General features: G+C 69.2%; 29 protein-coding genes. 17 read left to right on the plus strand and 12 right to left on the minus strand.

The annotated features are described in order from the left end of the window. Positions 1 to 24 precede the first annotated feature (24 nt). From BMW35_RS05940 to metG, 5 genes are all read left to right on the plus strand, one after another. Positions 25 to 999: a hypothetical protein gene (locus BMW35_RS05940; RefSeq protein ID WP_089668458.1), complete on the plus strand. Its 975-nt coding sequence runs from the start codon at positions 25 to 27 to the stop codon at positions 997 to 999. A gap of 45 nt (positions 1,000 to 1,044) precedes the next feature. Beyond that, a complete protein-coding gene (mfnA, locus tag BMW35_RS05945; protein WP_089668459.1) occupies positions 1,045 to 2,109 on the plus strand; it encodes a tyrosine decarboxylase MfnA in 1,065 nt (354 codons plus the stop codon). Positions 2,110 to 2,181: 72 nt separating this feature from the next. Beyond that, positions 2,182 to 2,754, plus strand: coding sequence for a VTT domain-containing protein (locus BMW35_RS05950; protein WP_089668460.1), 573 nt, complete (start codon positions 2,182 to 2,184; stop codon positions 2,752 to 2,754). 42 nt (positions 2,755 to 2,796) lie between these two features. Continuing rightward, a complete protein-coding gene (locus BMW35_RS05955; RefSeq protein ID WP_089668461.1) occupies positions 2,797 to 3,480 on the plus strand; it encodes a LiaF transmembrane domain-containing protein in 684 nt (227 codons plus the stop codon). 137 nt (positions 3,481 to 3,617) lie between these two features. Beyond that, positions 3,618 to 5,684: a methionine--tRNA ligase gene (metG, locus tag BMW35_RS05960; RefSeq protein ID WP_089668462.1), complete on the plus strand. Its 2,067-nt coding sequence runs from the start codon at positions 3,618 to 3,620 to the stop codon at positions 5,682 to 5,684. Between the two features lie 337 nt (positions 5,685 to 6,021). Here the strand turns inward: metG and BMW35_RS05965 are convergent, their stop codons facing one another. Beyond that, on the minus strand, positions 6,022 to 6,312 hold the full coding sequence (locus BMW35_RS05965; protein ID WP_089668463.1) for a GYD domain-containing protein: 291 nt from the start codon (positions 6,310 to 6,312) through the stop codon (positions 6,022 to 6,024). 105 nt (positions 6,313 to 6,417) lie between these two features. On the opposite strand from BMW35_RS05965, the gene pyk reads away from it, so the two are divergent. The 5 genes from pyk (at position 6,418) to BMW35_RS05990 (ending at position 10,911) form a co-directional block, all read left to right on the plus strand. Then, entirely contained in the window at positions 6,418 to 8,151 is a 1,734-nt protein-coding gene (gene pyk / locus BMW35_RS05970) for a pyruvate kinase (protein WP_089668464.1), read from the plus strand. Positions 8,152 to 8,188: 37 nt separating this feature from the next. Further along, positions 8,189 to 8,371: a DUF7312 domain-containing protein gene (locus BMW35_RS05975; protein WP_089668465.1), complete on the plus strand. Its 183-nt coding sequence runs from the start codon at positions 8,189 to 8,191 to the stop codon at positions 8,369 to 8,371. 32 nt (positions 8,372 to 8,403) lie between these two features. Beyond that, positions 8,404 to 8,952 carry an NfeD family protein gene (locus BMW35_RS05980; protein ID WP_089668466.1) on the plus strand — a complete coding sequence of 183 codons (549 nt, stop codon included), beginning with the start codon at positions 8,404 to 8,406 and terminating at the stop codon, positions 8,950 to 8,952. Between the two features lie 116 nt (positions 8,953 to 9,068). Continuing rightward, the gene (locus BMW35_RS05985; RefSeq protein WP_089668467.1) at positions 9,069 to 10,244 is read left to right on the plus strand and encodes an SPFH domain-containing protein; all 1,176 of its coding nucleotides are present in this window, start codon (positions 9,069 to 9,071) and stop codon (positions 10,242 to 10,244) included. Between the two features lie 64 nt (positions 10,245 to 10,308). Further along, positions 10,309 to 10,911, plus strand: coding sequence for a winged helix-turn-helix transcriptional regulator (locus BMW35_RS05990; RefSeq protein ID WP_089668468.1), 603 nt, complete (start codon positions 10,309 to 10,311; stop codon positions 10,909 to 10,911). Positions 10,912 to 11,072: 161 nt separating this feature from the next. Here BMW35_RS05990 and BMW35_RS05995 read toward each other — a convergent pair whose 3' ends face one another. Next, entirely contained in the window at positions 11,073 to 11,312 is a 240-nt protein-coding gene (locus tag BMW35_RS05995; protein ID WP_089668469.1) for a DUF7123 family protein, read from the minus strand. Positions 11,313 to 11,572: 260 nt separating this feature from the next. On the opposite strand from BMW35_RS05995, the gene BMW35_RS06000 reads away from it, so the two are divergent. Next, positions 11,573 to 13,414, plus strand: coding sequence for a flippase-like domain-containing protein (locus tag BMW35_RS06000; protein ID WP_089668470.1), 1,842 nt, complete (start codon positions 11,573 to 11,575; stop codon positions 13,412 to 13,414). A gap of 120 nt (positions 13,415 to 13,534) precedes the next feature. On the opposite strand, the gene BMW35_RS06005 is transcribed toward BMW35_RS06000, so the two are convergent. Further along, positions 13,535 to 14,086: a DUF84 family protein gene (locus BMW35_RS06005; protein WP_089668471.1), complete on the minus strand. Its 552-nt coding sequence runs from the start codon at positions 14,084 to 14,086 to the stop codon at positions 13,535 to 13,537. A gap of 23 nt (positions 14,087 to 14,109) precedes the next feature. Continuing rightward, entirely contained in the window at positions 14,110 to 14,820 is a 711-nt protein-coding gene (locus tag BMW35_RS06010; protein WP_089668472.1) for a helical backbone metal receptor, read from the minus strand. A gap of 275 nt (positions 14,821 to 15,095) precedes the next feature. Between BMW35_RS06010 and BMW35_RS06015 the strand changes: the two genes are divergently transcribed. The 3 genes from BMW35_RS06015 to BMW35_RS06025 all read left to right on the plus strand — a co-directional run bounded on the left by BMW35_RS06015 (position 15,096) and on the right by BMW35_RS06025 (position 17,282). Further along, positions 15,096 to 16,055 carry a transcription initiation factor IIB gene (locus BMW35_RS06015; RefSeq protein WP_089668473.1) on the plus strand — a complete coding sequence of 320 codons (960 nt, stop codon included), beginning with the start codon at positions 15,096 to 15,098 and terminating at the stop codon, positions 16,053 to 16,055. A gap of 61 nt (positions 16,056 to 16,116) precedes the next feature. Then, positions 16,117 to 16,791 carry a type I 3-dehydroquinate dehydratase gene (locus BMW35_RS06020; RefSeq protein ID WP_089668474.1) on the plus strand — a complete coding sequence of 225 codons (675 nt, stop codon included), beginning with the start codon at positions 16,117 to 16,119 and terminating at the stop codon, positions 16,789 to 16,791. 56 nt (positions 16,792 to 16,847) lie between these two features. Next, on the plus strand, positions 16,848 to 17,282 hold the full coding sequence (locus tag BMW35_RS06025; protein ID WP_089668475.1) for a DUF7575 domain-containing protein: 435 nt from the start codon (positions 16,848 to 16,850) through the stop codon (positions 17,280 to 17,282). A gap of 4 nt (positions 17,283 to 17,286) precedes the next feature. Here BMW35_RS06025 and BMW35_RS06030 read toward each other — a convergent pair whose 3' ends face one another. Further along, positions 17,287 to 18,450, minus strand: a complete 1,164-nt coding sequence (locus BMW35_RS06030) for a 3-dehydroquinate synthase II (protein ID WP_089668476.1) — start codon at positions 18,448 to 18,450, stop codon at positions 17,287 to 17,289. A gap of 122 nt (positions 18,451 to 18,572) precedes the next feature. Here BMW35_RS06030 and BMW35_RS06035 point away from each other — a divergent pair, with 122 nt between their 5' ends. Continuing rightward, positions 18,573 to 19,130: a hypothetical protein gene (locus tag BMW35_RS06035; RefSeq protein WP_089668477.1), complete on the plus strand. Its 558-nt coding sequence runs from the start codon at positions 18,573 to 18,575 to the stop codon at positions 19,128 to 19,130. Between the two features lie 89 nt (positions 19,131 to 19,219). Further along, on the plus strand, positions 19,220 to 19,522 hold the full coding sequence (locus BMW35_RS06040; protein WP_089668478.1) for a hypothetical protein: 303 nt from the start codon (positions 19,220 to 19,222) through the stop codon (positions 19,520 to 19,522). Here the strand turns inward: BMW35_RS06040 and BMW35_RS06045 are convergent. The 4 genes from BMW35_RS06045 to trpC are packed head-to-tail and all read right to left on the minus strand — an operon-like array spanning position 19,519 to position 23,281. After that, positions 19,519 to 20,316 (minus strand): 2-amino-3,7-dideoxy-D-threo-hept-6-ulosonate synthase, encoded by a 798-nt coding sequence (locus tag BMW35_RS06045; RefSeq protein ID WP_089668479.1) that lies wholly within the window; start codon positions 20,314 to 20,316, stop codon positions 19,519 to 19,521. The two genes, BMW35_RS06040 and BMW35_RS06045, sit on opposite strands and share 4 nt — an antisense overlap. A gap of 24 nt (positions 20,317 to 20,340) precedes the next feature. Then, entirely contained in the window at positions 20,341 to 21,234 is an 894-nt protein-coding gene (gene trpA, locus BMW35_RS06050) for a tryptophan synthase subunit alpha (protein ID WP_089668480.1), read from the minus strand. Further along, positions 21,231 to 22,517, minus strand: a complete 1,287-nt coding sequence (gene trpB, locus BMW35_RS06055; protein ID WP_089668481.1) for a tryptophan synthase subunit beta — start codon at positions 22,515 to 22,517, stop codon at positions 21,231 to 21,233. Before trpB ends, trpA begins: the two co-directional genes overlap by 4 nt. Then, positions 22,514 to 23,281, minus strand: coding sequence for an indole-3-glycerol phosphate synthase (trpC, locus tag BMW35_RS06060; RefSeq protein WP_089668482.1), 768 nt, complete (start codon positions 23,279 to 23,281; stop codon positions 22,514 to 22,516). The genes trpB and trpC overlap by 4 nt, the downstream gene beginning before the upstream one ends. Before the next feature lie 82 nt (positions 23,282 to 23,363). On the opposite strand from trpC, the gene BMW35_RS06065 reads away from it, so the two are divergent. After that, positions 23,364 to 23,819, plus strand: a complete 456-nt coding sequence (locus BMW35_RS06065; protein WP_089668483.1) for an MGMT family protein — start codon at positions 23,364 to 23,366, stop codon at positions 23,817 to 23,819. Positions 23,820 to 23,822: 3 nt separating this feature from the next. On the opposite strand, the gene BMW35_RS15815 is transcribed toward BMW35_RS06065, so the two are convergent. From BMW35_RS15815 to lonB, 3 genes are all read right to left on the minus strand, one after another. After that, entirely contained in the window at positions 23,823 to 24,185 is a 363-nt protein-coding gene (locus BMW35_RS15815; protein WP_218138592.1) for a CPBP family intramembrane glutamic endopeptidase, read from the minus strand. Next, a complete protein-coding gene (locus BMW35_RS15820) occupies positions 24,143 to 24,481 on the minus strand; it encodes a hypothetical protein (protein WP_218138593.1) in 339 nt (112 codons plus the stop codon). Before BMW35_RS15820 ends, BMW35_RS15815 begins: the two co-directional genes overlap by 43 nt. Before the next feature lie 428 nt (positions 24,482 to 24,909). After that, positions 24,910 to 26,994 carry an ATP-dependent protease LonB gene (lonB, locus tag BMW35_RS06075; RefSeq protein ID WP_089668485.1) on the minus strand — a complete coding sequence of 695 codons (2,085 nt, stop codon included), beginning with the start codon at positions 26,992 to 26,994 and terminating at the stop codon, positions 24,910 to 24,912. Positions 26,995 to 27,000 lie beyond the last annotated feature (6 nt).

The raw sequence follows: 27,000 nt of genomic DNA on the forward strand, positions 1-27,000 counted from the left end.
TTGGTAGCAGCACCACGAGGTGTCGTGAAGCGACTGACCGCCTGTCTGGCCGTTGCACTACTCGCCGTCGCTGGCTGTACTGCGCTCCCCGGAGTCGGTGGCGACGTCTCTCCGCCCGGCGTCGAAGATGGCGAACTCGCGAACGAGACGACGCTGCTGGAATCCCACGTCGACGCACGCGGCGACAGCTACGAGGTCCGAAACGCCTACGAGGAGACCGCCGGCGACACCACGATGACGGACGAAGAACGCATCGTCGTCGCCAACAGCGCCATCTTCGTCGAACGTGAGTCCGCGACGAACGGCTCCACCACCTCGACGCTCGAAGCGTTCGCCAACGAGTCGTTCGCCGCCTCCCGCCTCGACCGCGGCGACGGCCCCGACTTCGGGCTCGGCTCCCGGTACAGCCCCGGCGGCACGCACGGCGCGGCCCGCCAGTCCGACCTGCTCCGGCTCGCGGACTTCCAGACCGCGGGGACGACCACCGAGAACGGTGAGCGCGTCGCCCGCCTGCGCGCCGACAGCTTCGTCGAGAACGCGTCCGTCGACGCCGACCTCGAGAGCGCCACGCTACTCGTCGCCGGCGACGGCCTCGTCCACAAACTCGAGTACACGATGTCCGACTACGCCGGCACCGACGAGTTCCACCACACGGTCACGCTCGCCGAGACCGAGGTCGACGCGGCACCGGCCCCGGGCTGGACCGGCGACGCGCGCGCCGAACTGCCGACCGCGGACCTCGACGTGCGCACCACCAGCGACGGCTACGTCGCCATCGACCACACCGGCGGCGACACCTTCACCGCGCGAATCCGGGTCGGCGACCAGTTGTTCACTCAGGAGAACTTCGGCGAGGGCCAGTCGCTGTTCGTCGGTCAGAGCGACGGGACCTACGAACTCGGCTCCCTCCAGCATGGCGACCCCATCGAGGGCGGCGTGGAAATCACCGTCGAAGGCATCGTGAACCGCAAACACGTCACCGTGAACGCGGCGGGCTGACCGGAGAGCGGAACCGCTAAACCGCTGCTGGCGTTCGGTGTGGGTATGACGCGTGCGGAAACGCGGCGAGCCCCACAGGACTTCGAACGGGTGCTGTCCTCGATGTGTACGGACCCCCACCCCGCCGCTCGCGAGGCCGCCGAGCGGTTCCTCGCGACGAACCCCGGCGACCCGGAGACCTACCCTACCGTCGCCGACCTCGAACGCGAGGCTGTCGCGATGCTCGGCGACGTCGTCGCCCTCGACGACCCCCACGGCTACGTCGCGGCCGGCGGCACCGAGGCGAACCTCCAGGCCGTCCGCGCTGCCCGCAACCTCGCCGACGGCGACGTGAACGTGGTCGCGCCGGAGAGCGCGCACTTCAGCTTCCAGAAGGCCGCCGACGTGCTCGACGTCGAGTTGCGGCTCGCACCGACCGACGACGACCACCGCGCGGACATCGACGCCGTCGTCGACCTCGCTGACGACGACACCGCAGTCGTCGTCGGCGTCGCCGGCACTACCGAGTACGGCCGCGTCGACCCGATTCCCGCGCTCGCGGACGTCGCGGCTGACGTGGGCGCACGCCTCCACGTCGACGCCGCGTGGGGCGGGTTCTTCCTGCCGTTCACCGACCACGACTGGAGTTTCTCCGACGCGCCCGTGGACACGATGACCATCGACCCCCACAAGGTCGGGCAGGCACCCGTGCCCGCCGGTGGCTTCCTCGCCCGCGACCCGGAGACGCTGGACGCGCTCGCCATCGCGACGCCGTACCTCGAATCTGACACCCAGCCCACGCTCGGCGGCACGCGCTCCGGCGGGGGCGTCGCGGGCGCTCACGCGGTGCTCTCGGAACTCTGGCCCGGGGGCTACCGCGAGCAGTACGAGCGCTCCCAGGCCAACGCCGACTACCTCGCGGCCGAACTGTCGGCCCGCGGCTACGACGTCGTCGACCCCGAACTCCCGCTGGTCGCCGCCGACCTCCCGGACGACGAGTTCCACGCGCTCCGCGACGAGGGCTGGCGCATCTCCCGGACTGCCTCCGACGCCCTCCGCGTCGTCTGCATGCCCCACGTCACTCGCGAGATGCTGGACGCCTTCCTCGTCGACGTCGACGCCGTCGCCTGACCAGCCGGTCGGCCGCGGCCAGTCCGTGGGACTCCAGTAGGGTTTTGACTCGCGGGTTCGTTCGCGCAGGTAGTGTCTGTCACGGCCCCACTGCTCCTGGGACTCGACTTCGGCGGCGTCGAGAGCGCCGTCCGCGCCGCCACTGGGTGGACCGGGCTCGCGCTCATCTTCGTCTACTCGTTTCTCATCACGTTCGTCCTCCCCTTGCCGGGCGAAGTCGTGCTCTGTCCCGCGGGCTACGTCTGCGGTGAGGCCGCCCACCTCGGACTCGGGCTCTCCGGCGCGCCGCTGGTGCTGGTCGTCATGCTCGTGAGCGCCGCCGGGAAGGCGCTCGGCAGCGTCGTCGCCCTCCACCTCGGCTACAACGCCAGTCACTCCGGCATCGTCGTCCGAACGCTCCGGCGGTTCGGCTACGACCCCGTGGAGTGGTCGCGGTCCAAACTCGTCAACCTCGTCAAGCGCTACGGGTACTACGGGATGGCGATGGCGCTCTCGGTGCCGTTCTTCCCGGACACCATCTCCGTGTACGCGTTCTCCGTCATCGACAAGGACTACGAGCGGTTCGCGGCCGCCGCCTTCGCAGGTGGCGTCGGCCGCCTCGTCGTCACCATCGCGCTCTTCGAGGGCGTCATCATCCTCGCGTGACCCGGCGGTACTGTTAACACAGGCGACGTGTTCGGCGGAGGTATGGCTCGCCTCCGCTCCGGCCGCCTCACCACGGGCGGCCTCATCGTCCTCGTCGGACTGCTGTTGTTGCTGTCGACGACCGACCTCGTCGCCACGGAGAACCTCTGGAACTACCTCCCGCTCGTGTTCGTCGCGCTCGGCGTCTGGGCGCTCGTCCGCAGCCGATTCCGGAACCTCACCGGCCCCGTGATGGTCGTCGCCGTCGCCGGCACCTACCAGGCGCGGAACCTCGACCTCGTCACCGACGCGCAGATCGGCGAGTGGTGGCCGCTGTTCGTCGTCCTGTTCGGCGTGCTCTACGTTGTCGGGCGCTCCCGCCGCACCCGCGGCGTCTCCGTCGACGCCAGCGACGCCGGCACCGTCTCTATCGTCAGCCTGTTCAGCGGCACCCAGCGTCGCGTCACGGGCGCGGGGTTCCGCGGCGGCGACGTCTTCGTAGCGTTCGGCGGTGCCGAACTCGACCTCCGGGACGCAACCGTCTCGAATCCGCCCGCGACCGTCGAGTGCCTCGTCGCCTTCGGCGGTGCCGAGCTCCACGTCCCCGAGGACTGGACCGTCGACCTCGACGTGCTCAGCCTCTTCGGCGGCAGCGAGGACACGCGGCCACCGACCGGCACCGACGGCGAGGTCGACCTCGTCGTCACCGGCCTCGCACTGTTCGGCGGTGTCTCGGTCGAACGCTAGAATCTTTGCCGGCCCTGAGCCCGCAAACGGCTGTCGGACCGCCGGGACCCCCGTCTCCGCTGCGAGCCCGGTCCGACAACCAGCACGCCACGACACAACCAGCGGGCTTTAGGCCCGCGCCACGGCAACACGAACACATGACAGACGAGGACTACCCCACCGACGACCCGGCGGTGGTGACGTGCGGCCTCCCCTACCCGACGGGGGACCTGCACATCGGCCACCTGCGGACGTACGTGAGCGGCGACGCGTTCAGTCGCGGCCTCCAGAAACTCGGCCAAGAGACCGTGTTCGTCTCCGGGACGGACATGCACGGGACGCCAATCGCAGTACAGGCCATCCAGGAGGGCGTCGAACCGCTCGAACTCGGCCTCGACCGCCACGAGCAGTACGCGGAGACGTTCCCCCAGTTCAACGTCGAGTTCGACAACTACGGCCACACCGACGAAGAGACGAACGTCGAACTCACGAAGGAGTTCGTGCGAGCGTGGGAGAGCAACGACCACGTCTACGAGAAGGAGATTCAGGTCGCGTACGACCCCGACGCCGACCAGTGGCTGCCCGACCGCTACGTCGAGGGGACGTGTCCGTACTGCGGCGAGCACGCCCGCGGCGACGAGTGCGACGAGGGCTGCCAGCGCCACCTCGAACCCGGCGAAATCGAGGAGCCCGTGAGCACCATCACGGGGAACAGCGCGGAGTACCACGAGCGCACGCACAAGTTCCTGCGGCTCTCCGACTTCCAGGAGTACCTCGAAGGATTCATCAACCGGATGGAGGGGACGAACAACGCGAAGAACCAGCCCCGCGAGTGGATCGAGGGCGGGCTGGAGGACTTCTGCATCACGCGCGACCTCGACTGGGGCATCGACTACCCCGGCGAGGGCGGCGAGGACCTCGTGCTGTACGTCTGGGTCGACGCGCCCATCGAGTACGTCGCCTCCACGAAGCAGTACTCGGAGCGCGTCGGCAGCGAGACGTTCGACTGGGAGTCCGTCTGGAAGGACGGCGACGGGGAACTCGTCCACGTCATCGGCCGCGACATCATCCAGCACCACACCGTGTTCTGGCCGTCGATGCTGGCGGGCGCGGACTACGCCGAACCGCGGGCGGTGTGCGCGACCGGGTTCGTGAACATCGACGGGAAGGGCCTGTCGACGTCGAAGAACCGCGCCATCTGGGCCGAGGAGTACCTCGACGAGGGGTTCCACCCCGACCTGCTGCGGTACTACCTCGCGACGGCCAGCGGCTTCGAGCGCGACGTGAACTTCTCGTGGGAGCGGTTCGCGCAGCGCGTGAACACCGAACTGGCGGACGCCGTCGGGAACTTCGCGTACCGCGCGCTGCTGTTCGCGAACCGGAACTTCGGCGGGACGCCACAGGACGCCGCGCTCTCGGACGAGGTCGAGACCGAAATCGTGCAGGCGATGGACGACTACGAGAACGCGCTGAACGACTACGACCTCCGGACGGCCGGGGAGCGCGCCGTCGCGCTCGCTAGGTTCGGGAACGAGTACATCCAGCGCAACGAGCCCTGGAAGCTCGACGACGACGAGGCAGCACCAGTCATCCGGGACTGCGTGCAGCTCGTGAAGGCGGTCGCCGTCCTCCTGCAGCCGTTCCTCCCGGAGAAGGCCGACGACCTCTGGAGCCAGCTCGGCGAGGACGGCAGCGCCGAGGACGCGACAATCGCGGACTGCCTGCAGGCCCCGCCCGCCGAGTTCGGCGAGCCCGAGGAGCTCTTCGAGAAGGTCGAGGACGAGCGCGTCGAGGACCTCGACGAGACACTCCAGACGAAAATCGAAGCGGCCAGTAGCGGCGAGGACGACGAGGCAGACGTGACCGACGAAGACGACGGTTCGACCGAACTGGAACCGCTCACCGAGGACCGCATCAGCTTCGAGGACTTCCAGGACCTCGACCTGCGCGTCGGGGAAGTAGTGTCCGCCGAGGGCATCGAGGGTGCCGACGACCTGGCGCGCCTCGAAGTGGACATCGGCCACGAGGTCCGGCAGATCGTCGCCGGCATCAAGCAGCTCCACGACCTCGACGCCCTCCCGGAGACGAAGGTCGTCGTGGTCGCGAACATGGAGCAGTCCGAGCTGTTCGGCGTGGAGTCCAACGGGATGGTGCTGGCGGCCGGCGACGACGCCGACCTCCTCACCACGCACGAGGACAGCGAACCGGGCACGAAGGTCTTGTAGGGCTAGCAGGCGGCGGGACTGTGCCGGTGCGAGGTGCCGCCGTTCCGAAGCTGTACGCACCGGCCGGCTGTCAGGTCACGGGACGGGCTGGTCCCGCTCTCCTACTTGAATCTACGCAGCCGGCATATATCGGCTGATTCGACAGCCGGTAGCCGTCAGCATCCGCGAGCGAGCGGTCCAACGGACCCGAGTGAAGCGGTTCACTGCGCGAACGAGCGGTGCGAGTGGGCGCAGGCCGACGACTGAGGGACGGAACGGACCGAAGGAGGAGTGCTTTTTCCGCAAGTTTTTGCCGAAAGGGGTCGCCGGAGGCGACCCCTTGCAGCGCAAAAAGTGCCTAGGTGCCGTCTTCGACGAGTCTCCCGAGTTCGTCGACGTGCGTGGCTTCCATGGTCTGGAGTTCGATGCCGTAGCGTTCGGCGGCGATGGAGGCTTCCAGGGCCGCCTGTCGGTCCGTGGCGTCGAAGAGGAGGAGGACGTCGCGCTCGCCGAGGAGGACATAGGCGTCGCGGAGGTCGCAGTCGCGGGTCTCGAGGTCCTGACGGAGGTCGCCCCAGATGGACGCGAGTTCCTGGGCGTTCTGGAACTGGCCGGTCTCGACGTTCGCGAACGCGGCGTAAGTCGGCATGTGGTAGCATTTTGCACGGAGTGACAAAACGCCTGTGGCGAAACGAGAACTCGGTTTCGAGTGAATAGCGTGGGTTTTTGCCGGGCGACGGTGTACGACTCGCCAATGAGGAACGCGAAAATCGTCTGCACGCTCGGCCCGGCGACCGACGACGAGGCGTCGGTTCGAGCGCTCGCGGACGCGGGAATGACGGTGGCGCGCATCAACGCGAGCCACGGCGGCCCGGCGGACCGACGGGCGCTCGTCGAGACGACGCGCGCTGTCGACGAGGAGACCGAGAAGCCGCTCGCGGTGATGCTGGACACGCAGGGCCCGGAAGTCAGGACGGCGGAGACCGACGGCGAGGTCGAGATTCGAGCGGAGACCGAGGTCGCGTTCGCCGAAGGGGAGACGACGACGCCCGAGCGCGTCGGCCTCTCGACGAGCATCGCGGCGGCCGAACCCGGTGACAGAGTGCTCCTAGACGACGGCCGCATCGAGGCCGTCGTCGACCGCGTGGAGGGCGAGACGGTCTACGCCGAGGTGCTGTCCGGCGGCAGCCTCGGCAGCAGGAAGGGCGTGAACGTCCCGGGCGTGGAACTCGGACTGGACGTCGTCACGGAGAAGGACCGCCGCGACCTCGAACTCGCGGCCGACCTGGACGTCGACTACGTCGCGGCGAGCTTCGTCCGGGACGCCGAGGACGTGCTTGCCGTGAACCGTGTGTTGGAGTCGTTCGGTGCGGACATCCCCATCGTCGCGAAGATCGAGCGCGCCGGCGCGGTCGAGAACCTCGACGGCATCGTGGAGGCCGCCAGCGGCGTGATGGTGGCTCGCGGCGACCTCGGTGTCGAGTGCCCGATGGAGGACGTACCGATGATTCAGAAGCGCATCATCCGGCAGTGCCGGGACGCGGGCGTCCCCGTCATCACGGCGACCGAGATGCTGGACTCGATGGTCCACGCCCGCCGCCCGACTCGCGCGGAGGCCAGCGACGTGGCGAACGCCGTCCTCGACGGCACGGACGCGGTGATGCTGTCCGGGGAGACGGCCGTCGGTGACCACCCGACGCGCGTGGTGGAGACGATGGACCGCATCGTGCGCGAGGTCGAGGACAGCGAGGAGTACGCCGAACTCCAGGAGCAGCGCGTGCCGACTGCGGACGGCACGGCGAAGACAGACGCGCTCGCGCGGTCGGCGCGCTACCTCGCGCGGGACGTCGACGCGAGCGCGGTCGTGGTCGCCTCCGAGTCCGGGTACACGGCGCGGAAGGCGGCGAAGTTCCGGCCGAACGTCCCCGTGGTCTGTGCGACGCCCTCGCACGGCGTCAGGCGACAGCTCGCCCTGAACTGGGGCGTCCACGCGAACTACGCCGAGGTCGCGGAGGGCGACGCCACGACGGTCGTGGAGCGCGCCGTGCAGGCGGCCGTCGACTCCGGCGAGGTCGAGAGCGGGGACACCGTGGTCGTGCTGGTCGGCATGATGACGGACTTGGAGGGCGCGAGCACGACGAACACGCTGAAAGTCCACGTCGCGGCGGAGACGCTCGTCGCCGGCCAGTCGGTGGTCGACGGCCGGACGACCGGTCGGGCGTTCCGCGTGGGCGACGGCGACCTCTCGGATGCCCCCGAGAACGCCGTGTTGCTCCTGGAACCCGGTTTCGACGCCGAGTTCGAGGGGGACCTCTCGAAGATTTCGGCCATCGTCAGCGCGGACTCCGGGCTGACGGGCTACCCCGCCGTCGTCGCGCGAGAACTGGGTGCACCCATGGTCGGGAACGCCGACGTGGACGCGGTTCCGGACGACCGACTCGTCACCGTCGACGGCGAGCGCGGCGTCGTCTACCGGGCCGAGCAGTGACCCGGGGGCTTTTGCCCGTCCGCGGCCAAGCCCGAGTATGAGCGAGACGGACGAGAGCGCCGAGGACGGCTGGCGGTTCGAGCTCGACGAGGTCGGTGAGGACGCCGACGTCGGCCCCGACCCCATCGAGCCCGGGTCACCGACCGCCGAGAACGTCGCGTTCTTCCTGCTCGGCGTCGCGACGATGGCGGGAGCCATCGCGTTGCTGCTGTTCGGGTAACGGTTTTCACCCCACTCCCCTAACGCGGAGGTATGGACGGTGTGTTCGGGCAGTCGCTGTCGTTCGTGCTCGTCGTCGCAGGGGCAGTCCTCTGCATCGCTGAAGCGCTGGTGCCCGGTGCGCATCTCATCGTGCTTGGGGTGGCGTTGCTGTCCGCCGGCCTCGTCGGGATGTTCCTGCTGTCGAACGCGACGCCGTTCGTGCTTGCGGGGGTCGTGTTCATCGTCGGGATGGTGGCACTGTACGTCTACCGCTACTACGAGATTTACGAGGGGACGGACAGCGGTCAGACGCTCGCCTCCAGTGACCTCCGCGGGAAGACCGGGTACGTCGTCGAGGAGGTCACGAGCCGGTCGGGCCGCATCGACTTAGAGGGCGGCGGCTTCAACTCCTCGTACGCGGCCCGCAGCACGGTCGGCACCATCCCGGTCGACGAGGAGGTCGTGGTCGTCGACCCCGGGGGCGGCAACGTTGTCACCGTCGAACCGGTCGACGACTCGGCCGACGACACCACCGTGGTTTCGGACGCGGGCGGCCCCGGAGACGCAGGGCAAGACGGCGACGCGGCGAACGCGAACTGACGAGACCGGACCACCGGTCGACGGCAATAGACCCGACTGCGCCGGAGCAGCCCTGCGATTTCAGCCGTGGCGAGCGACGCCAACACTTATTGTCCGGTCGCCGAACGTTCTTGACGATGTTCACACCACTCCAGGTCGGCAACGAACTGGCGGCCGTCGCTGCCGGACCCCCGGCGACGGTCGTCGGTGGCTCCCTGACGACAGTCGTCGGACTGTTGTTACTGGTGCTGCTGGCCGTCGTCATCTACGAGACCGTCCAGATCGTCGACGCCTACGAGAAGCAGGCGCTGACGGTCTTCGGCGAGTACCGAGGGCTGCTCGAACCGGGTATCAACATCATCCCGCCGTTCGTCTCCCGGACGTACACGTTCGACATGCGTACGCAGACCATCGACGTGCCCCGTCAGGAGGCCATCACGCGGGACAACTCTCCGGTGACGGCCGACGCCGTCGTCTACATCCGGGTGCGCGAGGCGAAACGCGCGTTCCTCGAAGTCGACGACTACAAGACCGCCGTATCGAATCTGGCGCAGACGACGCTGCGCGCGGTGCTCGGCGACATGGAACTCGACGACACCCTGAACAAGCGCCAGGAGATCAACTCCCGCATCCGCACCGAACTCGACGAACCCACGGACGAGTGGGGCATCCGGGTCGAGAGCGTGGAGGTCCGGGAGGTCAACCCGAGCCAGGAAGTCCAGAAGGCGATGGAGCAACAGACCAGCGCCGAGCGCCGCCGCCGCGCCATGATTCTGGAGGCGCAGGGTGAGCGGCAGTCCGCCATCGAGAACGCGCAGGGTGACAAGCAGTCGAACATCATCCGCGCGCAGGGTGAGAAGCAGTCCCAGATTCTCGAAGCCCAGGGTGACGCCATCTCGACCGTGCTCCGCGCGAAGTCGGCGGAGTCGATGGGCGAGCGCGCCATCATCGAGAAGGGCATGGAGACGCTGGAGGGCATCGGCCACGGCGAGTCGAACACGTTCGTCATCCCGCAGGAGCTGTCCAGCCTGGTCGGCCGGTACGGCAAACACCTCTCCGGCAGCGACGTCTCCGGCGACGGCACCGAACTCGGGAGCCTGGAGTTCGACGCGGAGACCCGCGAACTCATCGGGCTCGACGACATCGACGAGATTCTGAACCAGATCAGCCAGGAGGCGGACGTCGACCCCGCAGACCTGGAGGAGCAGGCCGAGGCCGTCCAGCGCGGCGAGGACACGGGCCTGCAGAACGCCGACGAAGTCATCGAGGAGATGGACGCGGAACTCGACAACGGCGGCAGCGACGAGACGTAGCCCGGCCCCGCCGTCGGCGACCGCACCGAACGTTTTTCTCGGGTCGTCGCGTACGGTGACTCGAATGGGTATCGACGAGGACAAGCGCGCGACCCTCCGCCGGTTCGCCGCGGTCGGCGCAGCGAGTCCGCTGACGCGGCTCGCGGGCGACGACAGCGTCGAGGGTAGCAGCGAGGTCCGCGACGCCATCACGGGCTACCTGGCGACGACGCCGGGCGCGCACTTCTCGAAGCTCCGCGACGACCTCAAGCTGGGGACCGGCGAGACCCAGCACCACCTGCGGACGCTGCTGGAGGACGGTGCCGTCGAGAGCGTACGGGACGGCGACTACAAGCGCTTCTATCCGGCGGGCCAGTTCTCGGCCTTCGAGCAGCGCGCGCTGGGCTACCTCCGGCGGGACACCCCGCGGGGGATGGTCGTGGAACTCCTCCGGAATCCGGACGCGACCGGCAGCGACCTCGCGGACGCGCTGGACGTGTCACCGGCGACCGTGAGCAAGTACGCCGCCCAGCTCGAGGACGCCGGGATGCTGTCGCGGACGGACGGCTACGCCGTCGAGCGCCCGGAGACGCTCGTCACGCTGCTCGTGCGGTACGCCGACTCCTTCGACGCGAACGCCGTGGACTTCGCGGGCGACGCGGCCGACTTGCTCTCCTACGACCCGTAGCCGGCGCTCGGCAGTTCGAGCGCGCACAGCCCGAGTGGGCTGCGAGGACAGATACTGACAGCGGTGTCACGCGCAGCGGCGCGCGACTGACCGAAAACGCGGTGTCGCCGACGACGGCCGGCGACTGACCGGGTGGACGACAGCCGCAGACGCCGGGGTGTTCAGGCGACGACTTTCCAGGTCGTCGAGGAGGAGTACCCCCAGCGTTCGACGTCGAGGTCGTGGTCGGCCTCCTCGATGGCGGGCATGTTCGCGCCGACCTCCTTCGCAGAGAGGTCGAGTTCGTCGCCGATGTTCCGCGACTTGAAGTAGGTGCGGTCGTCGGCGTGGTCGCGGAGGTAGTCGAGGATGCGGTGCTGCTTGGGGGTGAGTGACTGGGCCGCCGCGGCGGTCGCGCTCATATCAGTACGGACGGCGTACCGACCCAAGAGGGGTTTGGTACGGCCAGTAAAACGCCGCGCTTGCTTGCGGTTTTGGGGGAGCGGAGCGGTGGCAGTGGTACGGTAGTCGGTGTAGTTGGTAGGCTTGGCTAACTGCCGTCTCGGTCGGCGGTGGCCGGCATCGTGACGCCACGCGGCAACCGTCGTGCCGTCTGCTGGTCGCGGCCCGGCCAGGGGGGAGACCGAAGGAACTTACAGCGAGCCAGCGAACAGTGGTTTCAATGAGCGATTCGGCCGTCGAGGTGAGCGTCGTCCTCCCCGCGTACAACGAGGCCGACACCATCGAGACGACGGTCCAGACCACGCTCGACACCCTCGAGAGCTTCCTCTCGGCGGAGAGCTTCGAGGTGGTGGTCGCGGAAGACGGCTGCGAGGACGAGACGCCGGCAATCGCCGACCGGCTGGCGGCCGACGACGACCGCGTCCGGCACTTCCACAGCGACGACCGTCTGGGACGCGGCGGCGCGCTGAACGCGGCGTTTCGTGACGCTCGCGGCGACACGCTCGTCTACTTCGACACGGACATGGCGACGGACATGCGGCACCTCGAAGAGCTCGTGGAGAGCGTGCGCTCGGGACGCTTCGACCTCGCCACGGGCTCGCGCTGGATGCCGGGGGAGGCTGCAGACCGCCCCGCGAAACGCGGGGTTCCCTCGAAAGGATTCAACGTCGCCGTGCGGACGCTGCTCGGCTCCGAGTTACGGGACCACCAGTGTGGCTTCAAGGCGTTCAGCCGGAGCGCCTTCGAGACGCTCGTCGACGACGTGGAGGACGAGCACTGGTTCTGGGACACCGAGATGCTCGTGCGCGCGCAGCGCCGCGGCCTCGACGTCAAGGAGTTCGCCGTCGACTGGACGCCGAAAGGCGACTCGAAGGTCGACCTCGTGCGGGACGTCTTCGGCATGGGGAGCCAGATTCTGCGGTGTTTCTGGGAGTTCTCGGTGAGCCCGTACGCGAACCGCCGCACGGGCATGGTCGTCGGGAGCCTGCTGTCGGTCGCAGCGTTCGCGCTGATGTTCGTCTACATCGACGTCGGCGCGTTCGTCGACGCCGTCTCGAACGCCGACCCCGCGCTCGTCGCCGCCGCGGCCGTCGTCTACCTGACGTCGTGGCCCCTGCGCGGGCAGCGCTACCGGGACATCCTCGCCGAACTCGGCTACCGGGAGGACGTCTGGTTCCTCACGGGCGCGGTGTTCATCAGTCAGACCGGGAACCTCGTCATCCCCGCCCGAGCGGGTGACGCCATCCGCGCGTACGTCGTGAAGGCCCGGCGGGGCGTCCCGTACACGACCGGGTTCGCGTCGCTGGCCGTCGAGCGCGTCTTCGACCTGCTCACCATCACCGTGCTCGCGGGGGGCGTGCTCGTCGCGCTGTCGCTGTTCTCGCCGTCGACACTGGCCGAACTCGCGTCGACGGCGGCCGGCGAGGGGCTCAGCGGCCAGGAGTCCGCGGCTGTCCAGCAGGCGACTATCGTCTCTACCGTCGTCGGCGCGCTCGCCGTCGCCGCGGTGGTCGCCATCGTCTGGTCGGCCCGCACCGACTCGAACTACGTCCGCGGGCTCGTGGAGTGGGCGAGCGACGACTCCTACGTCGAGTTCGTCGCCGGCATCTTCGAGCGGTTCGTCGGCGACGTCCAGAAGGTCGCCGCGGACGGCCGGGCGTTCGCCGGCATCGGCGCGTCCAGCGTCGTCATCTGGACCATCGACGTCGCGACCGCCCTGCTCGTGTTCCTGGCGTTCGGCCTCGACCTCTCGCTCGCGAGCCTGCTCGCCGTCGGCTTCTTCGCGGTGAGCGTCGGGAACCTCTCGAAGGTCATTCCGGGGCCGCCGGGCGGCATCGGCATCTACGAGGCGGCGTTCGCAGCCATCGTGTCGACGCTGCTCCCGGTGGCGTTCGGAACGGCGGTCGGCATCGCCATCGTCGACCACATCGTGAAGAACGTCGTCACCGTGGCGGGCGGTGCCGTCTCGATGACGACGCTGAACGTCTCGCTGACCGAGGCCGTCGACGGCCGGGAGGCGGACGTCGCGGCCGAGAGCGAGGCCACGCCCGTCGAGGAGTAGCGTGGCTCGGAGCGACCATCGGGGGCGAGAGCCACGAGAACCGCGAACGGGGAGCGCAGCGACCCGTGAGCGAGCGAAGTGAGCCGTGAGACCGCAGTGGTCTGCGAGCAGTAGCGAGAGTCAGTAGTACTCGGTGACGAACGGCCCGAGTGCGCCCGCGACGGCCGTCCGAAGCGCCTCGGTCCGGTCGGTCATCCCGGCGGTCAGCACGCCCGCCGCGCCCTGATTCTCGGCGACACCGGACGTGTCCAGCAGGTCGTCCATTACCGGCCCGAGTTCGTCGCCGTCGCGGAGCCGAGCGGCCACGTTACCGGGGAGCCGGAGGCGAGGCCCGGCCGCGATTTCGGTGCGGTCGCCGTCGGTGGCGGCCGCCCACATAATCAGGTAGAGGTCGCCGTCCCGCTCGGTGCTCGCGGTTCCACCGCTCGCGTTCCCCGCGGTCTCGCGATGCTCGACCGCGCAAACCCCTCCTTCCAGCCCGACCCCGAGGTCGTACTCCGGTCCGAACGCCCGCTCGGCGCGGGTGCGGGCCCCCTCGATGGTCTCGTCGTCGCCCCAGGGCTGCTCGCTGACGCCGCTGTCGACGGAGACGGCGTCGACGGTGGCGTCGGGGAGCGCGCGCTGGACGGCGTCGCGCTTCACGGGGTTGCCGGAACCGACTGCTACGTGCACGCCTCCCACCGGGAGCGCGCGCCTTAGTCCTCGCGGAGCAAGCCGGCGAGGTGCTCGATGCCGTCGATAAGTCGGGGGCTCGGCTGGTTCAGAAGACTGTCGTCGACGACGTGAACGTCGGCGTCGATGCCCCAGCGGTCTGCGGGGTCGGCGTCGGTCTGTTCGCCCGTCCCGCAGATGTGAACGACGGCGTGCTCGGGGGCGGCCTCGCGGACGACGTCCGGGTCGACCTCGCGGGAGCGCTCGCCCGAGGGGACGAACGGATAGCGGCCGCCCGCCGCGTCGACGGCGTCGGGCACCCAGTTGCCGGCCGCCATCGGTGGGTCGGCCCACTCCTCGCAGTAGACGACTGGACGGTCGGCGGGCGCTCGCTCACAAACTGTCTCGACGCGCTCGCGGCAGGCGGCTTCGAGTGCGTGGCCGCGTTCCAGGAGACCGACGGCGGCTCCGATGGCGGCGAACGAAGAGAGGACGTCGTCAAGTGTGGCTGGTTCGACGTGCTGGACGTCGAGGCCGCGGTCGCGGAGGTCGTCCCGAATCTCGGCCTGGAGGCCGTCGCTCGTCAGGACGACATCCGGGTCGCGGTCGACGACCGCCTCGTAGTCGGGATTCAGCCAGCCGCCCACGGCGGGCGCGTCGGCGCTACAGTGCGTCGTCCGGCCGACCAGACGGTCGGCGGCGTCGAGGGCGGTGACGACGTTCGTGGCGCTCGGCGCGAGCGAGACGACGCGCATAGCCGTGTTTGCGGGGCTGCCGGCAAAACGCTCGCGGTCCGGAGGAGAACCCCTCTGTTCTTCACTAATAATTGTGTCTACCACCGAGTAGTTTGCAGCGAGCCTTTGTCAGGAATATTGCCGGTGGGCTCGAATCGGCGAAATTCGCGAATATCCGAGTGTGAGGGCGCGTGCCACCGACGCGCGCGGCGAGCGGAGAACGCAACTGTTAAGTTGTAACTGGGTAAACGAATGCCCTACGACTCATCCGGGTTTTTCCGGGGGGCTGTACGCTTATGACAGACGCACGAATGCGTTCCCGCGAGCAGGAGCGCACGGACGAGACGGAATCGGAATCGACGGACGGCTGCCCGGAGTGCGGCGGCCTCGTCGTCAACGACGAAGAGCACGGGGAGTCGGTGTGTGCCGACTGCGGGCTCGTCGTCGAGGAGGACGGCATCGACCGCGGGCCCGAGTGGCGCGCGTTCGACTCCAAGGAGAAAGACGAGAAGTCCCGGGTCGGCGCACCGACCACGAACACGATGCACGACAAGGGACTGTCGACGAACATCGACTGGCGGGACAAGGACGCCTACGGGAACTCGCTGTCCTCGAATCAGCGCCAGAAGATGCAGCGCCTGCGCAAGTGGAACGAGCGCTTCCGCACTCGGGACGCCAAGGAGCGCAACCTCAAGCAGGCCCTCGGCGAGATCGACCGGATGGCCTCCGCGCAGGGCCTGCCGGATAACGTCCGTGAGACGGCGTCGGTCATCTACCGCCGCGCGCTCGAGGACGACCTGCTGCCCGGTCGCTCCATCGAGGGTGTCGCCACGTCCTGCGTGTACGCCGCCGCGCGGCAGGCCGGCGTCCCGCGCAGCCTCGACGAGATTGCGGACGTCTCCCGCGTCGAGAAGGCCGAGATCGCCCGCACGTACCGCTACGTCGTCCGCGAACTCGGTCTGGAGGTTGCGCCCGCGGACCCCGAGAGCTACGTGCCGCGGTTCGCCAGCGACCTCGGTCTCAGCGACGAGGCCAGCCACCGCGCCCGCGAGCTCCTGAAGACCGCGAAGGACAAGGGCGTCCACTCCGGCAAGTCGCCGGTCGGCCTCGCGGCCGCCGCCGTCTACGCCGCGGCGCTGCTGACGAACGAGAAGACGACGCAGGCGAAGGTCTCGGAGGTCGCGGACATCTCCGAAGTCACCATCCGGAACCGCTACCACGAGCTGCTGGAAGCCGAAGACACCATCCCGGTGTAGTGGGCCCCCGGTTCGGGACAGTGTAGCACCCTTTTTCCTGCTGGCCGCGCGTGGGGCCGGTATGGACTTCCAGGATTTCATGCTGGCGGCAACCGTCGGCGACCTCTCCGAGGAGCCGGCGGCCCGCGAGCACGCCGACCTCGTCGAGTTCCGCATGGACCTCGCCGAGGACCCCCTCGGCGCTCTCGACGACTACGACGGCGAACTCCCCGTTCTCGCGACGAACCGGCCGGTGTGGGAGGGTGGGGAGGCCGACGACGAGGGTCGCGTCGACGCGCTCGCGGAGGCCGCGCGCACCGACTGCGTCGCCGCCATCGACATCGAACTCGCCGCGCTCGTCGAGGACGAGGGCGACGGCGCGGAGGCGCTGGCGGCCGCGCGCTCGACCGAGACGGCGTCTGTGATCTCCACGCACGACTTCGAGGGCGCGCCCGACCTCTCCGAGATGGCCGACCGGCTCGGCGAGGCGTGCTCGCTGGGCGATGTCGGGAAGCTCGCAGTGACGCCGACCGACCGCGGGGACGCCCTCGACCTCCTGCGGGTCACCCACGAGTACAGCGCCGCGGGCATGACCGTCGCCACGATGGGGATGGGCGAACTCGGCCGGCACACGCGGGCCGTCGCGCCGCTGTACGGGTCGACGCTCGGCTACGCGCCGGTCGACCCCGAGGCGTCGACAGCGCCCGGCCAGTACAGCGCCGAAGCGCTCCGCTCCCTGCTCTCGGACCTCCGGTAGGAGTGACCGGCGTCGGCTGTCGGTGGGTTTAGGGGCGCTGGCGAGAGAGCCCCGGTGTGGTCAACAGACGTGGACTCATCGCGGGCGTGCTGGGGTTCTTCTACCCCGGGCTGGGCCACGCGTACCTGCGGGCGTGGCTCCGTGCTGTCGCGTGGTTCGGGCTGGCCGTCGTGACGGCGGCCGTCGTCGTCCCGGAGTCGGCCATCCAGGCCTTCGAGGCTCGCGGACTCCAGGGCTTGCTGGAGGCCAGCGAGTCCTTCGGGTCGCGGGTGACGCTGAGCCTGCTGGCGGTGCGGGTGTTCAGCGTGGTCGACGCGTACGTGCTCGCGGTCAAGCAGTCCTCGCCGGCGACGCCAGCAGCGGGCAACGACGGCGAGGACGCCCCGACGTGTCCGGCCTGCGGGAAGGAACTCGACGAGGAACTGGACTTCTGTCCGTGGTGTACGCAGCGACTCGACGCGCCGGTGGACCCGGACGCCGGCCCCGAGTGACTCGTTACTGTTCGATGATGCGTTCGTCGATGGCTTCGCCGAAGTGGCGGCCGCCTTCTTCGAGGTAGACGCGAATCTCGTCGCCCGCTTCGAGGTCCGTCACGGCCGTTCGGCCGTCGGGGGTGGCGACCTTGATGGTCTCGGCGTTCTGGAGCAGCGTCTCGACGCGGTCGCCGGCCTCCGTCTCGGCCTCCACGCGGAACATCGGTCGTTTCTCTATCTTCGCCCGGCCCACGACGGCGGTTCGGGTGCGGCCCTCGCTGTCGACGACCTGAACCTCGTCACCGCTGCCGACTTCGGCGAGATACTTCGTGCCCCCATCAGGTGTGCGAACGTAGGCGTGGACAGCGCCGGCGTTCACGCGGAACGGGCGCGCGGCGACGTACGGCGATTCGGCGGTCTCGGCGTGGACGAAGAACAGCCCGCGGCTCATCGAGCCGACGAGCATCCCTTCGTCGTCGTCCATGAGGTTCCCGGTGTCGACGCAGACGCGGTCGGCGCTGCCTGCCTCCTCGACCGCGGTGACGGTCGCCCACGAGAGGTCGAGGCGCTCGCGGTCGGCGGCGTCCCGGGCGTTCACTGTGCGGCGAATCTCGTCTGGGTCGCCGCTGTCCAGCAGGACGGCGTCCGCGCCGATGTCCAGCGTCTCGAAGGCGGTTTCGGCCTCCTCGGCGGAGTCGACGCCGGCGACGAGGGTGGTCTCCTCCCCGATGCGCGCGATGAGGTTCTCCAGCGGGATGATGGTCCAGTCCTCGCCGACCACGATGGTGTGGTCGGCGTCCGCGGCGGCGTCCTGGGCGAACGCCTCGTACTCCTCGCCGAGGATGCGGACGTACGCGCTGTCGGCGTGTCCGCGGCGGAGCGCCGAGAGGTCCGCGCTCCCGGAGAAGTCCGAGGGGAGGTCGACGGTGCCGTCGCCCTCGCCGCCCTTCCCGGCGACGTAGGCGTCCGGCTCGGCGTCGTCGCCCTCGGCGTCCTCGATGATGTCCGCGTCGTCGGTGGAGAACGCGGCGACGTTCACCGACCCGAGTTCCCTGACCTTCGCGACGTCCGCGCGGTCGACGAGCACCCAGTCGACGCCGGCTTCCAGACCGGCGGTGATGCGTCGCTTCCGGGTCTCCCAGTCGCCGACTGCGTCGTCGGCTTTCAGCCAGACGGACCGTGTCATTGCCGGACGGTGGCGTGGTGCGGCCTAAAGCGTACCGGAGCCCGCAGTCCACACCCACCACGCCGGTGTTTGACTAGCTGCCCCAACAATTAATGTGTTGGCTAGTATAGGCCAACGTAGTCATGAGCAACACTGATTCCGACCCGACAGTACAGCCCGGGGACAGCCCAGAAGAAGACCTGCTGGCCGCGCTCTGGGACGAGGGTGAGTTCCGAGTGGACGTGTCCGCCGACGGCGACCACGCCGCCTCGAACGGCCTCGCCGTCGACACGCCCGCGGGCCGACTCGAGTTCGAAGTGTACCCAATCAGAGACACGGGTGCCAACCACGCGCGCCACGACCCGGACGCCGGCGTCTGCGTGAACAAGTGGTCGTTCGGAGCGTACGTCGTCCTCCACGTCCACGACACCGGAACCGACGAGCACTGGGTTCGCGTCCGGCCCATCGAGGTCGTGGACCGCATCGCTGCGCTCCGGAGCCACGGCGTCCCCGACCGCCGCGCCGAGGTCGTCGCGCTGCGCGAACGAGGGCTGACCTACAGCGACATCGTCGACGCCACCGGCGACCGCGGCCCGAACCACCGCGGCGACGTCTCGAAGCACCTCCAGGCGTTCAACGAACAGGTGGAGAACGCGACGTGGCTCGCCGCGAACGCCGACGCCGTCGACATGGGCCGATAGTCGACGGTCGACGCCGTTCGGCTCGCGTGCCGGCAGTGAGGGCTGCCGAAAGGGTGCGATTTATGCGGCGCGGTCGCCGTCCGTTCGGTATGGCGACCCGTGAAGCAGAGAGTTTCCTCGCGCAGCGTGTCCCGCTCCCGGTGGACGACGCGCAGTCGTTGAGCTGGGACCTCGGCAGCGAACTCGCCGAGCGAAAGCCGGAGCGCGCCCACCTCGAACACGCGAGTCGGAGCTGTGCGCTGACGGTGTTCGAGGCGACGCCGAACACGGTCATCGCGCGGTTCCGGACGGCAGTCGGCCGGGAGTCGTTCTTCGGGCTGGCGACTGCCGACGTGGAGGACGCGCTCGCGAATCTGCCGGGGGAGTGGCGGGTGACTGACTCCGAGTTCTAGGCTTCCAGCGGGAGGCCGGCGACGCGGAGGGCGTCCTCGGGGTCGGCGTCGTCGTGGACGACGGCCGAGATGGCGGCGGTCATCGCGCCGGGGTCGTCGTGCTGGAAGACGGTGCGGCCAGTGGAGACGCCGGCGGCCCCGGCGTCTATCGCGTCTCGAACGCCCTGCAAGGTCTCGCGGTCGCCAGCGGGGTCGCCGCCGGCGATGATGACGGGCCTGGCGGTGGACTCGACGACGCGCTCGAAGCTCTCCGTGCTGCCCGAGTACGCGGTCTTGACGACGTCCGCGCCGACTTCCTCGGCGAGGCGGACGGCGTGGCCCAGGCTCTCGGCGTCGTGTTCGTCGATGCCGGGGCCGCGGGCGTACGCCATCGCGAGCACGGGGATGCCGAGGCGTTCGGCGTCGGCGGCGACGTCCGCGAGTTCGGTTATCTGGTCGGGCTCGTGGTCGCTGCCGACGTTGATGTGGAAGGAGACGGCGTCGGCACCCGCGCGGACGGCTTCCTCGACGGTGCCCGTGCGGCGCTTGTCGTTCGTGTCCGGCCCCATCGTCGTGGAGGCGTTGAGGTGGACGATGTAGCCGGCGTCGTTCTTGTTCGGGTGGACGCGGGGCGCGATGCCTTTCTGCGTGAGAACCGCGTCCGCGCCGTTGCTCGTGACGGCGTCGATGGTGGCTTCGATGTCGACGAGGCCGTCGACGGCACCGAGCGTGATGCCGTGGTCCATCGGAATCGTTACGAGTCGGTCGTCTGTGCTGATGCGGTCGAGTCGTGCGGCCTTCCCGGCGTCAGTCATTGTCAGAGAGTAGCAAGGGTTCGGCTATTTGTGTTCCGGTTCCGGCACACCGTCGGCCGCGCCGGCCTTCAGTTCCGCGGCGAGGTCCCCGATTCGGTCGGCCACCTCGCTGGTCGGGTCGTCGTTCTCGACCCCATCTGCAATCAGGTCGACGTACGCGCTGCCGACGATGACGCCGTCGGCCCCGCTCGCGACGACCTCCCGGGCCTGCTCGCCCGAGGAGATGCCGAAACCGACCGCCTTCGGCACGTCGGCGTCCTGGAGGCGGGCGAGCGCGTCCGGGGTGTCGTCGCTGACCTCGTCGCGAGCGCCAGTCGTCCCGAGCCGACCCTGCACGTAGACGAAGCCCGTCGTCCGGTCGAGCATGCGTTCGAGGCGGTCCTCGGTCGTGGTGGGGGCGACGATGAACACGAGGTCGAGGCCGTGCTCGCGGCAGGCGTCGTACAGCGGTCCGGACTCGTCGACCGGGAGGTCCGGGACCACGAACCCCGAGATGCCGGCCTCTGCGGCGGCAGCCACGAACTCCTCGGGGCCCTTCGCTCGCGGCTCCTCGCCGCTCGCGTTCTCCGAGGCGCTACGCGCCTCGCCGTCCCCGTACTGGTAGATGAGGTTGTAGTACGTCATGCAGACGATGGGCACGTCCACGTCGAGGCTGTCGACGAGGTCGAGATAGGCGTCGGGAGTCATCCCGGCGTCCAGCGCGCGCTTGATGGCGTTCTGGATGGTGGTGCCCTCCGCGACCGGTTCGCTGAACGGCAGTCCCAGTTCGACGACGTCGGTCCCGCCCTCGACGAGTGCTTCGACGTAGCGCTCCGTGGCGGCCGGTGTGGGGTCGCCAGCGGCGACGTAGGACACGAGCGCCGACTCGTCGGCAAACGCCGCTGCGAGGTCGCTGCGGCTCGTGGTGGCGTCGCTCACTCCTCGAACACCTCCATCGATGGCGCGCCGTCGATGTCTTTCGCCGCGGACTCCTCGACGACCGTATCGAGGTCCTTGTCGCCGCGCCCGGAGACGTTCACCACCACCGGACCGTCGCCGTCGTAGTGTTCGAGGTACGCGACGGCGTGGCTCGTCTCCAGCGCGGGGATGATTCCCTCCTCGCGGGAGAGCCGGTGGAAGGCTTCGAGCGCCGCGTCGTCGTCGACGTTCACGGGCTCGACGCGCCCCTCGTCGACGAGGTGTGCGAGCTCCGGGCCGACGCCGGCGTAGTCCAGGCCGGCGGAGACGGAGTGCGACTCGACGATCTGGCCCTCGTCAGTCTGGAGGAGTTTCGTGCGCGCGCCGTGCAGCACGCCCTCGGTCCCCGTCGAGAGGCTCGCGGAGTTCGGCGCGTACCCCTCGTCGGCGTCCACGCCGAGACTCGACCCGCCCGCCTCGACGGCGAGCAGGTCCACGTCGGGTGCCGGCTCGTGACTGCCCTCGGGGTGGCCGGGGAGGCTCGCGCTCCCGACGAACGCGCCGAACGCGCCCATCGTGTTCGACCCGCCGCCCGCGCAGGCGACGACTGCCTCGGGGAGCCGACCAATCTGGTCGCGGGCCTGTTCGCGCATCTCCTCGCTGATGATGGCTTGGAAGTCCCGAACCATCGAGGGGAACGGGTGCGGGCCGACGATGGACCCGATGACGTAGTGCGTGTCCTCGACGTTCGTCGCCCAGTCCCGCATCGTCTCGTTGATGGCCTCCTTCAGCGTGCCCGACCCCACCGTCACGGGGTTCACCTCGGCGTCGTGGAGGCGCATCCGGAAGACGTTCGGGCGCTGGCGGTTCACGTCGGTGCGCCCCATGTAAATCTCGCAGGGCATGTCGAGGTACGCGCACGCCATCGCCGTCGCCGTGCCATGCTGGCCGGCACCGGTCTCCGCGACGATGCGGTCTTTGCCCATGTACTTCGCCAGCAGCACCTGGCCAAGGGCGTTGTTCAGCTTGTGCGCGCCGCCGTGCAGGAGGTCCTCGCGCTTGAGGTACACCTCGGTGCCGTAGCGCTCGCTGAGGTTCGCCGCGTAGCTCAGCGGCGTCGGCCGGCCGCCGAACTCCCTGATTCGGTCCCGGAAGTCGTCGACGAAGCCCGCCTCGTTGTCGAGGACGTAGCGCTCGTAGGCGTCAGTCAACTCCTCGACGGCGGGCATCAGTACCTCGGGGACGTACTGGCCGCCGTAGTCCCCGAACGTTCCGGTTCGGTCGTCTGTGTCGTGTGTGCTCATGCAGTTACCAGCCTCCGGGTGTTCTCTCGCACGTCGCCGTCGCCCCGCATTATCGCGCTCCCGACCAGCAGCCCGTCCGCGCCCGCCGCGCGCATCCGCCGGGCGTCGGCGGGCGAGCCGATGCCGGACTCGGCGAGCAGCGTCACGTCGTCGGGGACGTGGGGCGCAACGGACTCGAAGGTGTCGAGGTCGACCTCCAGCGCCGCGAGGTCGCGGTTGTTCACGCCGACGATGTCAGCGCCGGCGTCGAGCGCCCGCCGGAGTTCCGCGCGGTCGTGGACCTCGACGAGCGCCTGGAAGCCCCGCTCGCGGGCCGCCGCCAGCATCGCCTCGAGTTCGCCGTCGCCGTCGAGAAAGCGCGCGATGAGCAACACCACGTCGGCCTCGACGGCGTCCAGTTGGGCTTCCTCCAGGAGGAAGTCTTTCCGGAGGACCGGCACGTCCACGGCGTCCCTGACGGTGCGCAGCGCGTCCGTGCTGCCGTCGAAGTGCTCGGGCTCGGTGAGCACGGAGATTGCGGCCGCGCCGCCAGCGACCATCTCGCGCGCGAGTTCGGCGGGGTCGTCGTCGCGCTGGCCGTCGGTCGTCGGGCTCGTCGGCTTCACTTCGGCGACGACGGGCGCGTGACCGCCAGCAGCGGCGCTGTCGAGGGCGTCCGGCAGCGGTTCCGGGTCGACAGAGAGCTGTCGGTCGGGCGTCTCGCGCTCGCGCGCCGCGTCGAGAATCGAGCGGACGGCGGGAGCCAGCGACGAACTATCGTCCATCGTTGTACATTGATGGACTAGTCTGTACATAAGGCTTGCGTCGGTCGGGAGGCTCAAGGCCGGGGCCCGCGACCCACAGACCATGAGCGCCGCCGGCATCTACGCACGCGAATTCGACAGACTGGACTGCTTCGTACAGCTCGGCGTCGCGGGCGACCGCGTCATCAGCGTCTCCTTCTCCCGCGAACGCCCGATGGACGCCGGCACTGACCACAAGCTCCTCGACCGCGTCGGCGCGTACCTCGACGGCACCGAGGACGACTTCGACGACGTGACCGTCGGACTCACGCTGCCGACCGACCAGCGCCGCGTCCTCGAAGCCATCCGGAACGTGCCCTTCGGCGAGACGGTCGACGTCGAGCTCGCGGCCCGGATGACGCCGGACCTCGACCACGACAGCGACGAGGGCCGCCGGACAGTCCGGGACGCCCTCGCCGCGAACCCCGTGCCGCTGTTCGTCCCCGACCACCGCGTCCGCGGTGCCCCGAGCGGCGCGCCGGACCGCGTCGTCCGCGTCCTCCGCGACCTCGAAGCCTGATGGTCAGCGCGCGTGGACACCGAACTCCACCGCGTTCACGACGTAGTGCGCGACGGCCGCGGCGAGCAGGCTGTCCGTGAGGACGAAGACGGCGGCGAGCGCGAGGCCGAGCAGCGCCGTCACGGCGACGCCGACACTCCCCTGGGCGGTGTGGGCGGCACCGAACAGCACGCTCGCGCCGACGGTGAGCAGCCACGGCGACACGCCGAACCCGGTCGCGAGCGCGCCGACCAGCACCCCCCGGAAGAGCAGTTCCTCGAAGCCGGCGACCACCGGCAGCGCGACCAGAAAGAGGAACGCCCACTCCCGGAGCGTCCGGGGCGTCAGCGCCTCGCGTAACGACTCTCGTAGCCGACGCCCGCCCAATCGAACACCCGGACGAGCCCGGCGTTCCCGAGCGAGATGGCGAGGCCGGCCCCTGCGCCGACTGCTGCCGCCTCCGTAGACAATCCCGGGCGGACCGCCGACAGCGGCACGGAGGCGAGCCACGCCGCCCCGGCGACCACGACGCCCAGCACGACCTGCGTGCCCGCGGTGTTCGCCAGCAGCGCCACCGGTGGGAGGTCGATGCGGTCGAGCAGCCGGGCGGACCGGCGAGTCATCGCCACCACGGCGACGGACAGCGCGACCGCGAACGACCCGAAGGCGACCCACTCGGTCATCGACTGGACCGACGGACGACGCCCTCAGAAAGCTGCCGGTCGCTGTGTTCGGTCGAAAGTAGGACAGCAGCGGCTACAGTCGAGAGCCTACAGCAGGAAGAGACCCGGTAGCGGTCCGCGTAGCATCCGCGAGCGCCAGCGGCTCACGGGTCGCTTCGCTCCCCGTTCGCACAAACCGAGGCGCGTAGCGCCTCGCGCCGCGAGCGGTTCACCGCGCGAACGAAGTGAGCGCGGGACGTTTTTAGCGTCCTGGCGAGCGCAGCGAGCCAGGGCTCGGGAGAGCCGTGCTCTCCCGGCGTAGCTTTTTGCGAGCCGAGCGGGACCGGAGGTCCCGCTGGCCGTGCGAACGGACGCTGCGCGCCCGTGAGCAGACGGGGGTACCCGCAACGAGCGCAGCGAGCGAGGAAATCCCCCGCAGCAAAAAGGTCCTACTGCGGACTCGGGCTGCCGCCGGTCGCGGTGCCGGAGTCGGTGCTGCCTTCGAGGGCTTTCCCGGTGATGGACTTCAGCCGGTCGACGAGCGAGTCCTTCTCGGGTTCGCCGACGAGCGCGACGTCGAGCACTTCCGAGATGTGCGAGACCGGAATAATCTCGATCTGCTCCTCGTACTCGTCCTCGATCATCACGTCGTTCTCGTTGGCCTTCGGGATGATGACGCGCTTGCAGCCGGCCTTGGCGGCGGCCTCGATCTTGTGGGTGACGCCGCCGACCGGGAGCACGTCGCCCCGGACGGAGAGGCTGCCGGTCATCGCGAGGTCCTGCGCGACGGGAATGTCCTCCAGTGCGCTGATGACGGCCGTGGCGACCGTGATGGAGGCGGAGTCACCGTCGACGCCGCCCTCGCCGGCCTGCACGAACTGGATGTGCGTGTCCTTCTCGGACATGTTCTCGTCGCTGAACTTCTTGATGATGGCGGAGACGTTCTCGACCGCCTCCTCGGCCATCTCCTGGAGCTGGCCGGTCGCGTAGATACGGCCCTCCTCCTGGCTCTGCGCGGGCGTGATTTCGGCCATCACGGGCAGCATGATGCCGGAGTCGCCGCCCATGACGGCGAGGCCGTTGACGCGGCCGACGGCCTCCTCGTTGGAGGTGCCGAGCTCGTAGTCCTTGCGGCGCTCGATGTAGTTGTCCACGAACTGCTGTTCGATGGACCGCGAGCGCTTCTTGGCTTCGAGGACGTCCTCGCGCTGCGTGAGGTCGTGGCCCTCGGAGCGCGCGATGTCGCCGGCGACCCGGACGAGGCCACCGAGGTCACGCAGCTTCAGCGTGAGGTGGTCCTTGCGGCCGGCGCGGCGCTTCGCCTCCAGGATGAGCTCCCGGACGGCTTCGGGGTGGAAGTGCGGGAGGTTCCCGTCCTTCTCGACCTCTTGGGCGACGAAGCGCGCGTACTTCCGGCGCATCTCCGGGGTGTCCTCGATGGTGTCGTCCATGTACACCTCGTAGCCGTACCCCTTGATGCGGGAGCGCAGCGCCGGGTGCATGTTCTCCATCGCGTCCATGTTCCCGGCGGCGACCATGATGAAGTCACACGGCACGGGCTCGGTCTGCACCATCGCACCAGAGGAGCGTTCGCTCTGGCCGGTGATGGAGAACTCGCCCTCCTGAATGGCGGTCATCAGCTTCTGCTGGGACCGCACGTCGAGCGTGTTGATCTCGTCGATGAACAACACGCCCTTGTTGGCTTTCTGAATCGAGCCGGCTTCGACGCGGTCGTGACTCGGCGTCTCCATCCCACCACTCTGGAACGGGTCGTGGCGGACGTCGCCGAGCATCGCACCGGCGTGAGCGCCCGTGGCGTCCTCGAACGGCGCGACCTGACGGTCGGCGTTGTTGATGAGGAGCTTCGGCACCATCGCGTCGCTGCCCCGGTTCGAGTACCGGAACACGAGGTAGATGGCACCGGCCGCGATGATGCCCAGCAGGGGCTGGCGGGCCATCAGCAGCGCGTAGCCGACGACCAGCAGGATGATGATCCACATGAGGAACGACCGCATCTGGTTGCGTTTGCGGGCTTCCTCCTGGTGTGCTTCGACGATCTGTTCGCCTTTCCCGGCCGGCACCGTGCGGACCTTCGGTTCGTTGGAGTCGTCCGGGTTGTGGTAGACGAGGACGTCCTGCAGGCTCTCCTTCGGGAGGAGGTGGCTCATCGCCTTCGCCAGCAGGGACTTCCCCGTGCCGGGCGACCCGATCATCATCACGTGGCGGTGCTGTTTCGCCGCACGCATGACGATCTCGCGGGCCGCCTCCTGCCCGATGACCTGGTCGACGAGGCGGTCGGGGACCTTGATGTCCGACGTGTCGCCGATTTTCAGGCCGCCGAGCAGGTCGTCCTCGGCGTCTTCTTCGTTGATGGACACGTCGCCTTCGACGCCGACGTCGCTCCCGAGGTCTTCCAGGTCTTCGACGTCGTCTCGAACGTCGGGGTCGGGGCCCTCTCGGGGGCCGTGACCCTGGTCCTCGGGGTCGTCGGGGTCGTCGGGACGGGGCGCGTCCTTCGTCGATTCGTTGCTCATAGAAGT

Origin of the sequence: Halobacterium jilantaiense (assembly GCF_900110535.1) — an archaeon.
Lineage (GTDB): Archaea > Halobacteriota > Halobacteria > Halobacteriales > Halobacteriaceae > Halobacterium > Halobacterium jilantaiense.

What these genes read in the sequence shown, in the direction of transcription:
- mfnA (WP_089668459.1), top strand. Translation starts at nt 1,045, where the DNA reads ATGACGCGTGCGGAAACGCGGCGAGCCCCACAGGACTTCGAACGGGTG.
- BMW35_RS05955 (WP_089668461.1), top strand. Translation starts at nt 2,797, where the DNA reads ATGGCTCGCCTCCGCTCCGGCCGCCTCACCACGGGCGGCCTCATCGTC.
- metG (WP_089668462.1), top strand. Translation starts at nt 3,618, where the DNA reads ATGACAGACGAGGACTACCCCACCGACGACCCGGCGGTGGTGACGTGC.
- BMW35_RS05965 (WP_089668463.1), bottom strand. Translation starts at nt 6,312, where the DNA reads ATGCCGACTTACGCCGCGTTCGCGAACGTCGAGACCGGCCAGTTCCAG.
- pyk (WP_089668464.1), top strand. Translation starts at nt 6,418, where the DNA reads ATGAGGAACGCGAAAATCGTCTGCACGCTCGGCCCGGCGACCGACGAC.
- BMW35_RS05975 (WP_089668465.1), top strand. Translation starts at nt 8,189, where the DNA reads ATGAGCGAGACGGACGAGAGCGCCGAGGACGGCTGGCGGTTCGAGCTC.
- BMW35_RS05980 (WP_089668466.1), top strand. Translation starts at nt 8,404, where the DNA reads ATGGACGGTGTGTTCGGGCAGTCGCTGTCGTTCGTGCTCGTCGTCGCA.
- BMW35_RS05985 (WP_089668467.1), top strand. Translation starts at nt 9,069, where the DNA reads ATGTTCACACCACTCCAGGTCGGCAACGAACTGGCGGCCGTCGCTGCC.
- BMW35_RS05990 (WP_089668468.1), top strand. Translation starts at nt 10,309, where the DNA reads ATGGGTATCGACGAGGACAAGCGCGCGACCCTCCGCCGGTTCGCCGCG.
- BMW35_RS05995 (WP_089668469.1), bottom strand. Translation starts at nt 11,312, where the DNA reads ATGAGCGCGACCGCCGCGGCGGCCCAGTCACTCACCCCCAAGCAGCAC.
- BMW35_RS06000 (WP_089668470.1), top strand. Translation starts at nt 11,573, where the DNA reads ATGAGCGATTCGGCCGTCGAGGTGAGCGTCGTCCTCCCCGCGTACAAC.
- BMW35_RS06010 (WP_089668472.1), bottom strand. Translation starts at nt 14,820, where the DNA reads ATGCGCGTCGTCTCGCTCGCGCCGAGCGCCACGAACGTCGTCACCGCC.
- BMW35_RS06015 (WP_089668473.1), top strand. Translation starts at nt 15,096, where the DNA reads ATGACAGACGCACGAATGCGTTCCCGCGAGCAGGAGCGCACGGACGAG.
- BMW35_RS06020 (WP_089668474.1), top strand. Translation starts at nt 16,117, where the DNA reads ATGGACTTCCAGGATTTCATGCTGGCGGCAACCGTCGGCGACCTCTCC.
- BMW35_RS06030 (WP_089668476.1), bottom strand. Translation starts at nt 18,450, where the DNA reads ATGACACGGTCCGTCTGGCTGAAAGCCGACGACGCAGTCGGCGACTGG.
- BMW35_RS06035 (WP_089668477.1), top strand. Translation starts at nt 18,573, where the DNA reads ATGAGCAACACTGATTCCGACCCGACAGTACAGCCCGGGGACAGCCCA.
- BMW35_RS06040 (WP_089668478.1), top strand. Translation starts at nt 19,220, where the DNA reads ATGGCGACCCGTGAAGCAGAGAGTTTCCTCGCGCAGCGTGTCCCGCTC.
- BMW35_RS06045 (WP_089668479.1), bottom strand. Translation starts at nt 20,316, where the DNA reads ATGACTGACGCCGGGAAGGCCGCACGACTCGACCGCATCAGCACAGAC.
- trpB (WP_089668481.1), bottom strand. Translation starts at nt 22,517, where the DNA reads ATGAGCACACACGACACAGACGACCGAACCGGAACGTTCGGGGACTAC.
- trpC (WP_089668482.1), bottom strand. Translation starts at nt 23,281, where the DNA reads ATGGACGATAGTTCGTCGCTGGCTCCCGCCGTCCGCTCGATTCTCGAC.
- BMW35_RS06065 (WP_089668483.1), top strand. Translation starts at nt 23,364, where the DNA reads ATGAGCGCCGCCGGCATCTACGCACGCGAATTCGACAGACTGGACTGC.
- BMW35_RS15820 (WP_218138593.1), bottom strand. Translation starts at nt 24,481, where the DNA reads ATGACCGAGTGGGTCGCCTTCGGGTCGTTCGCGGTCGCGCTGTCCGTC.
- lonB (WP_089668485.1), bottom strand. Translation starts at nt 26,994, where the DNA reads ATGAGCAACGAATCGACGAAGGACGCGCCCCGTCCCGACGACCCCGAC.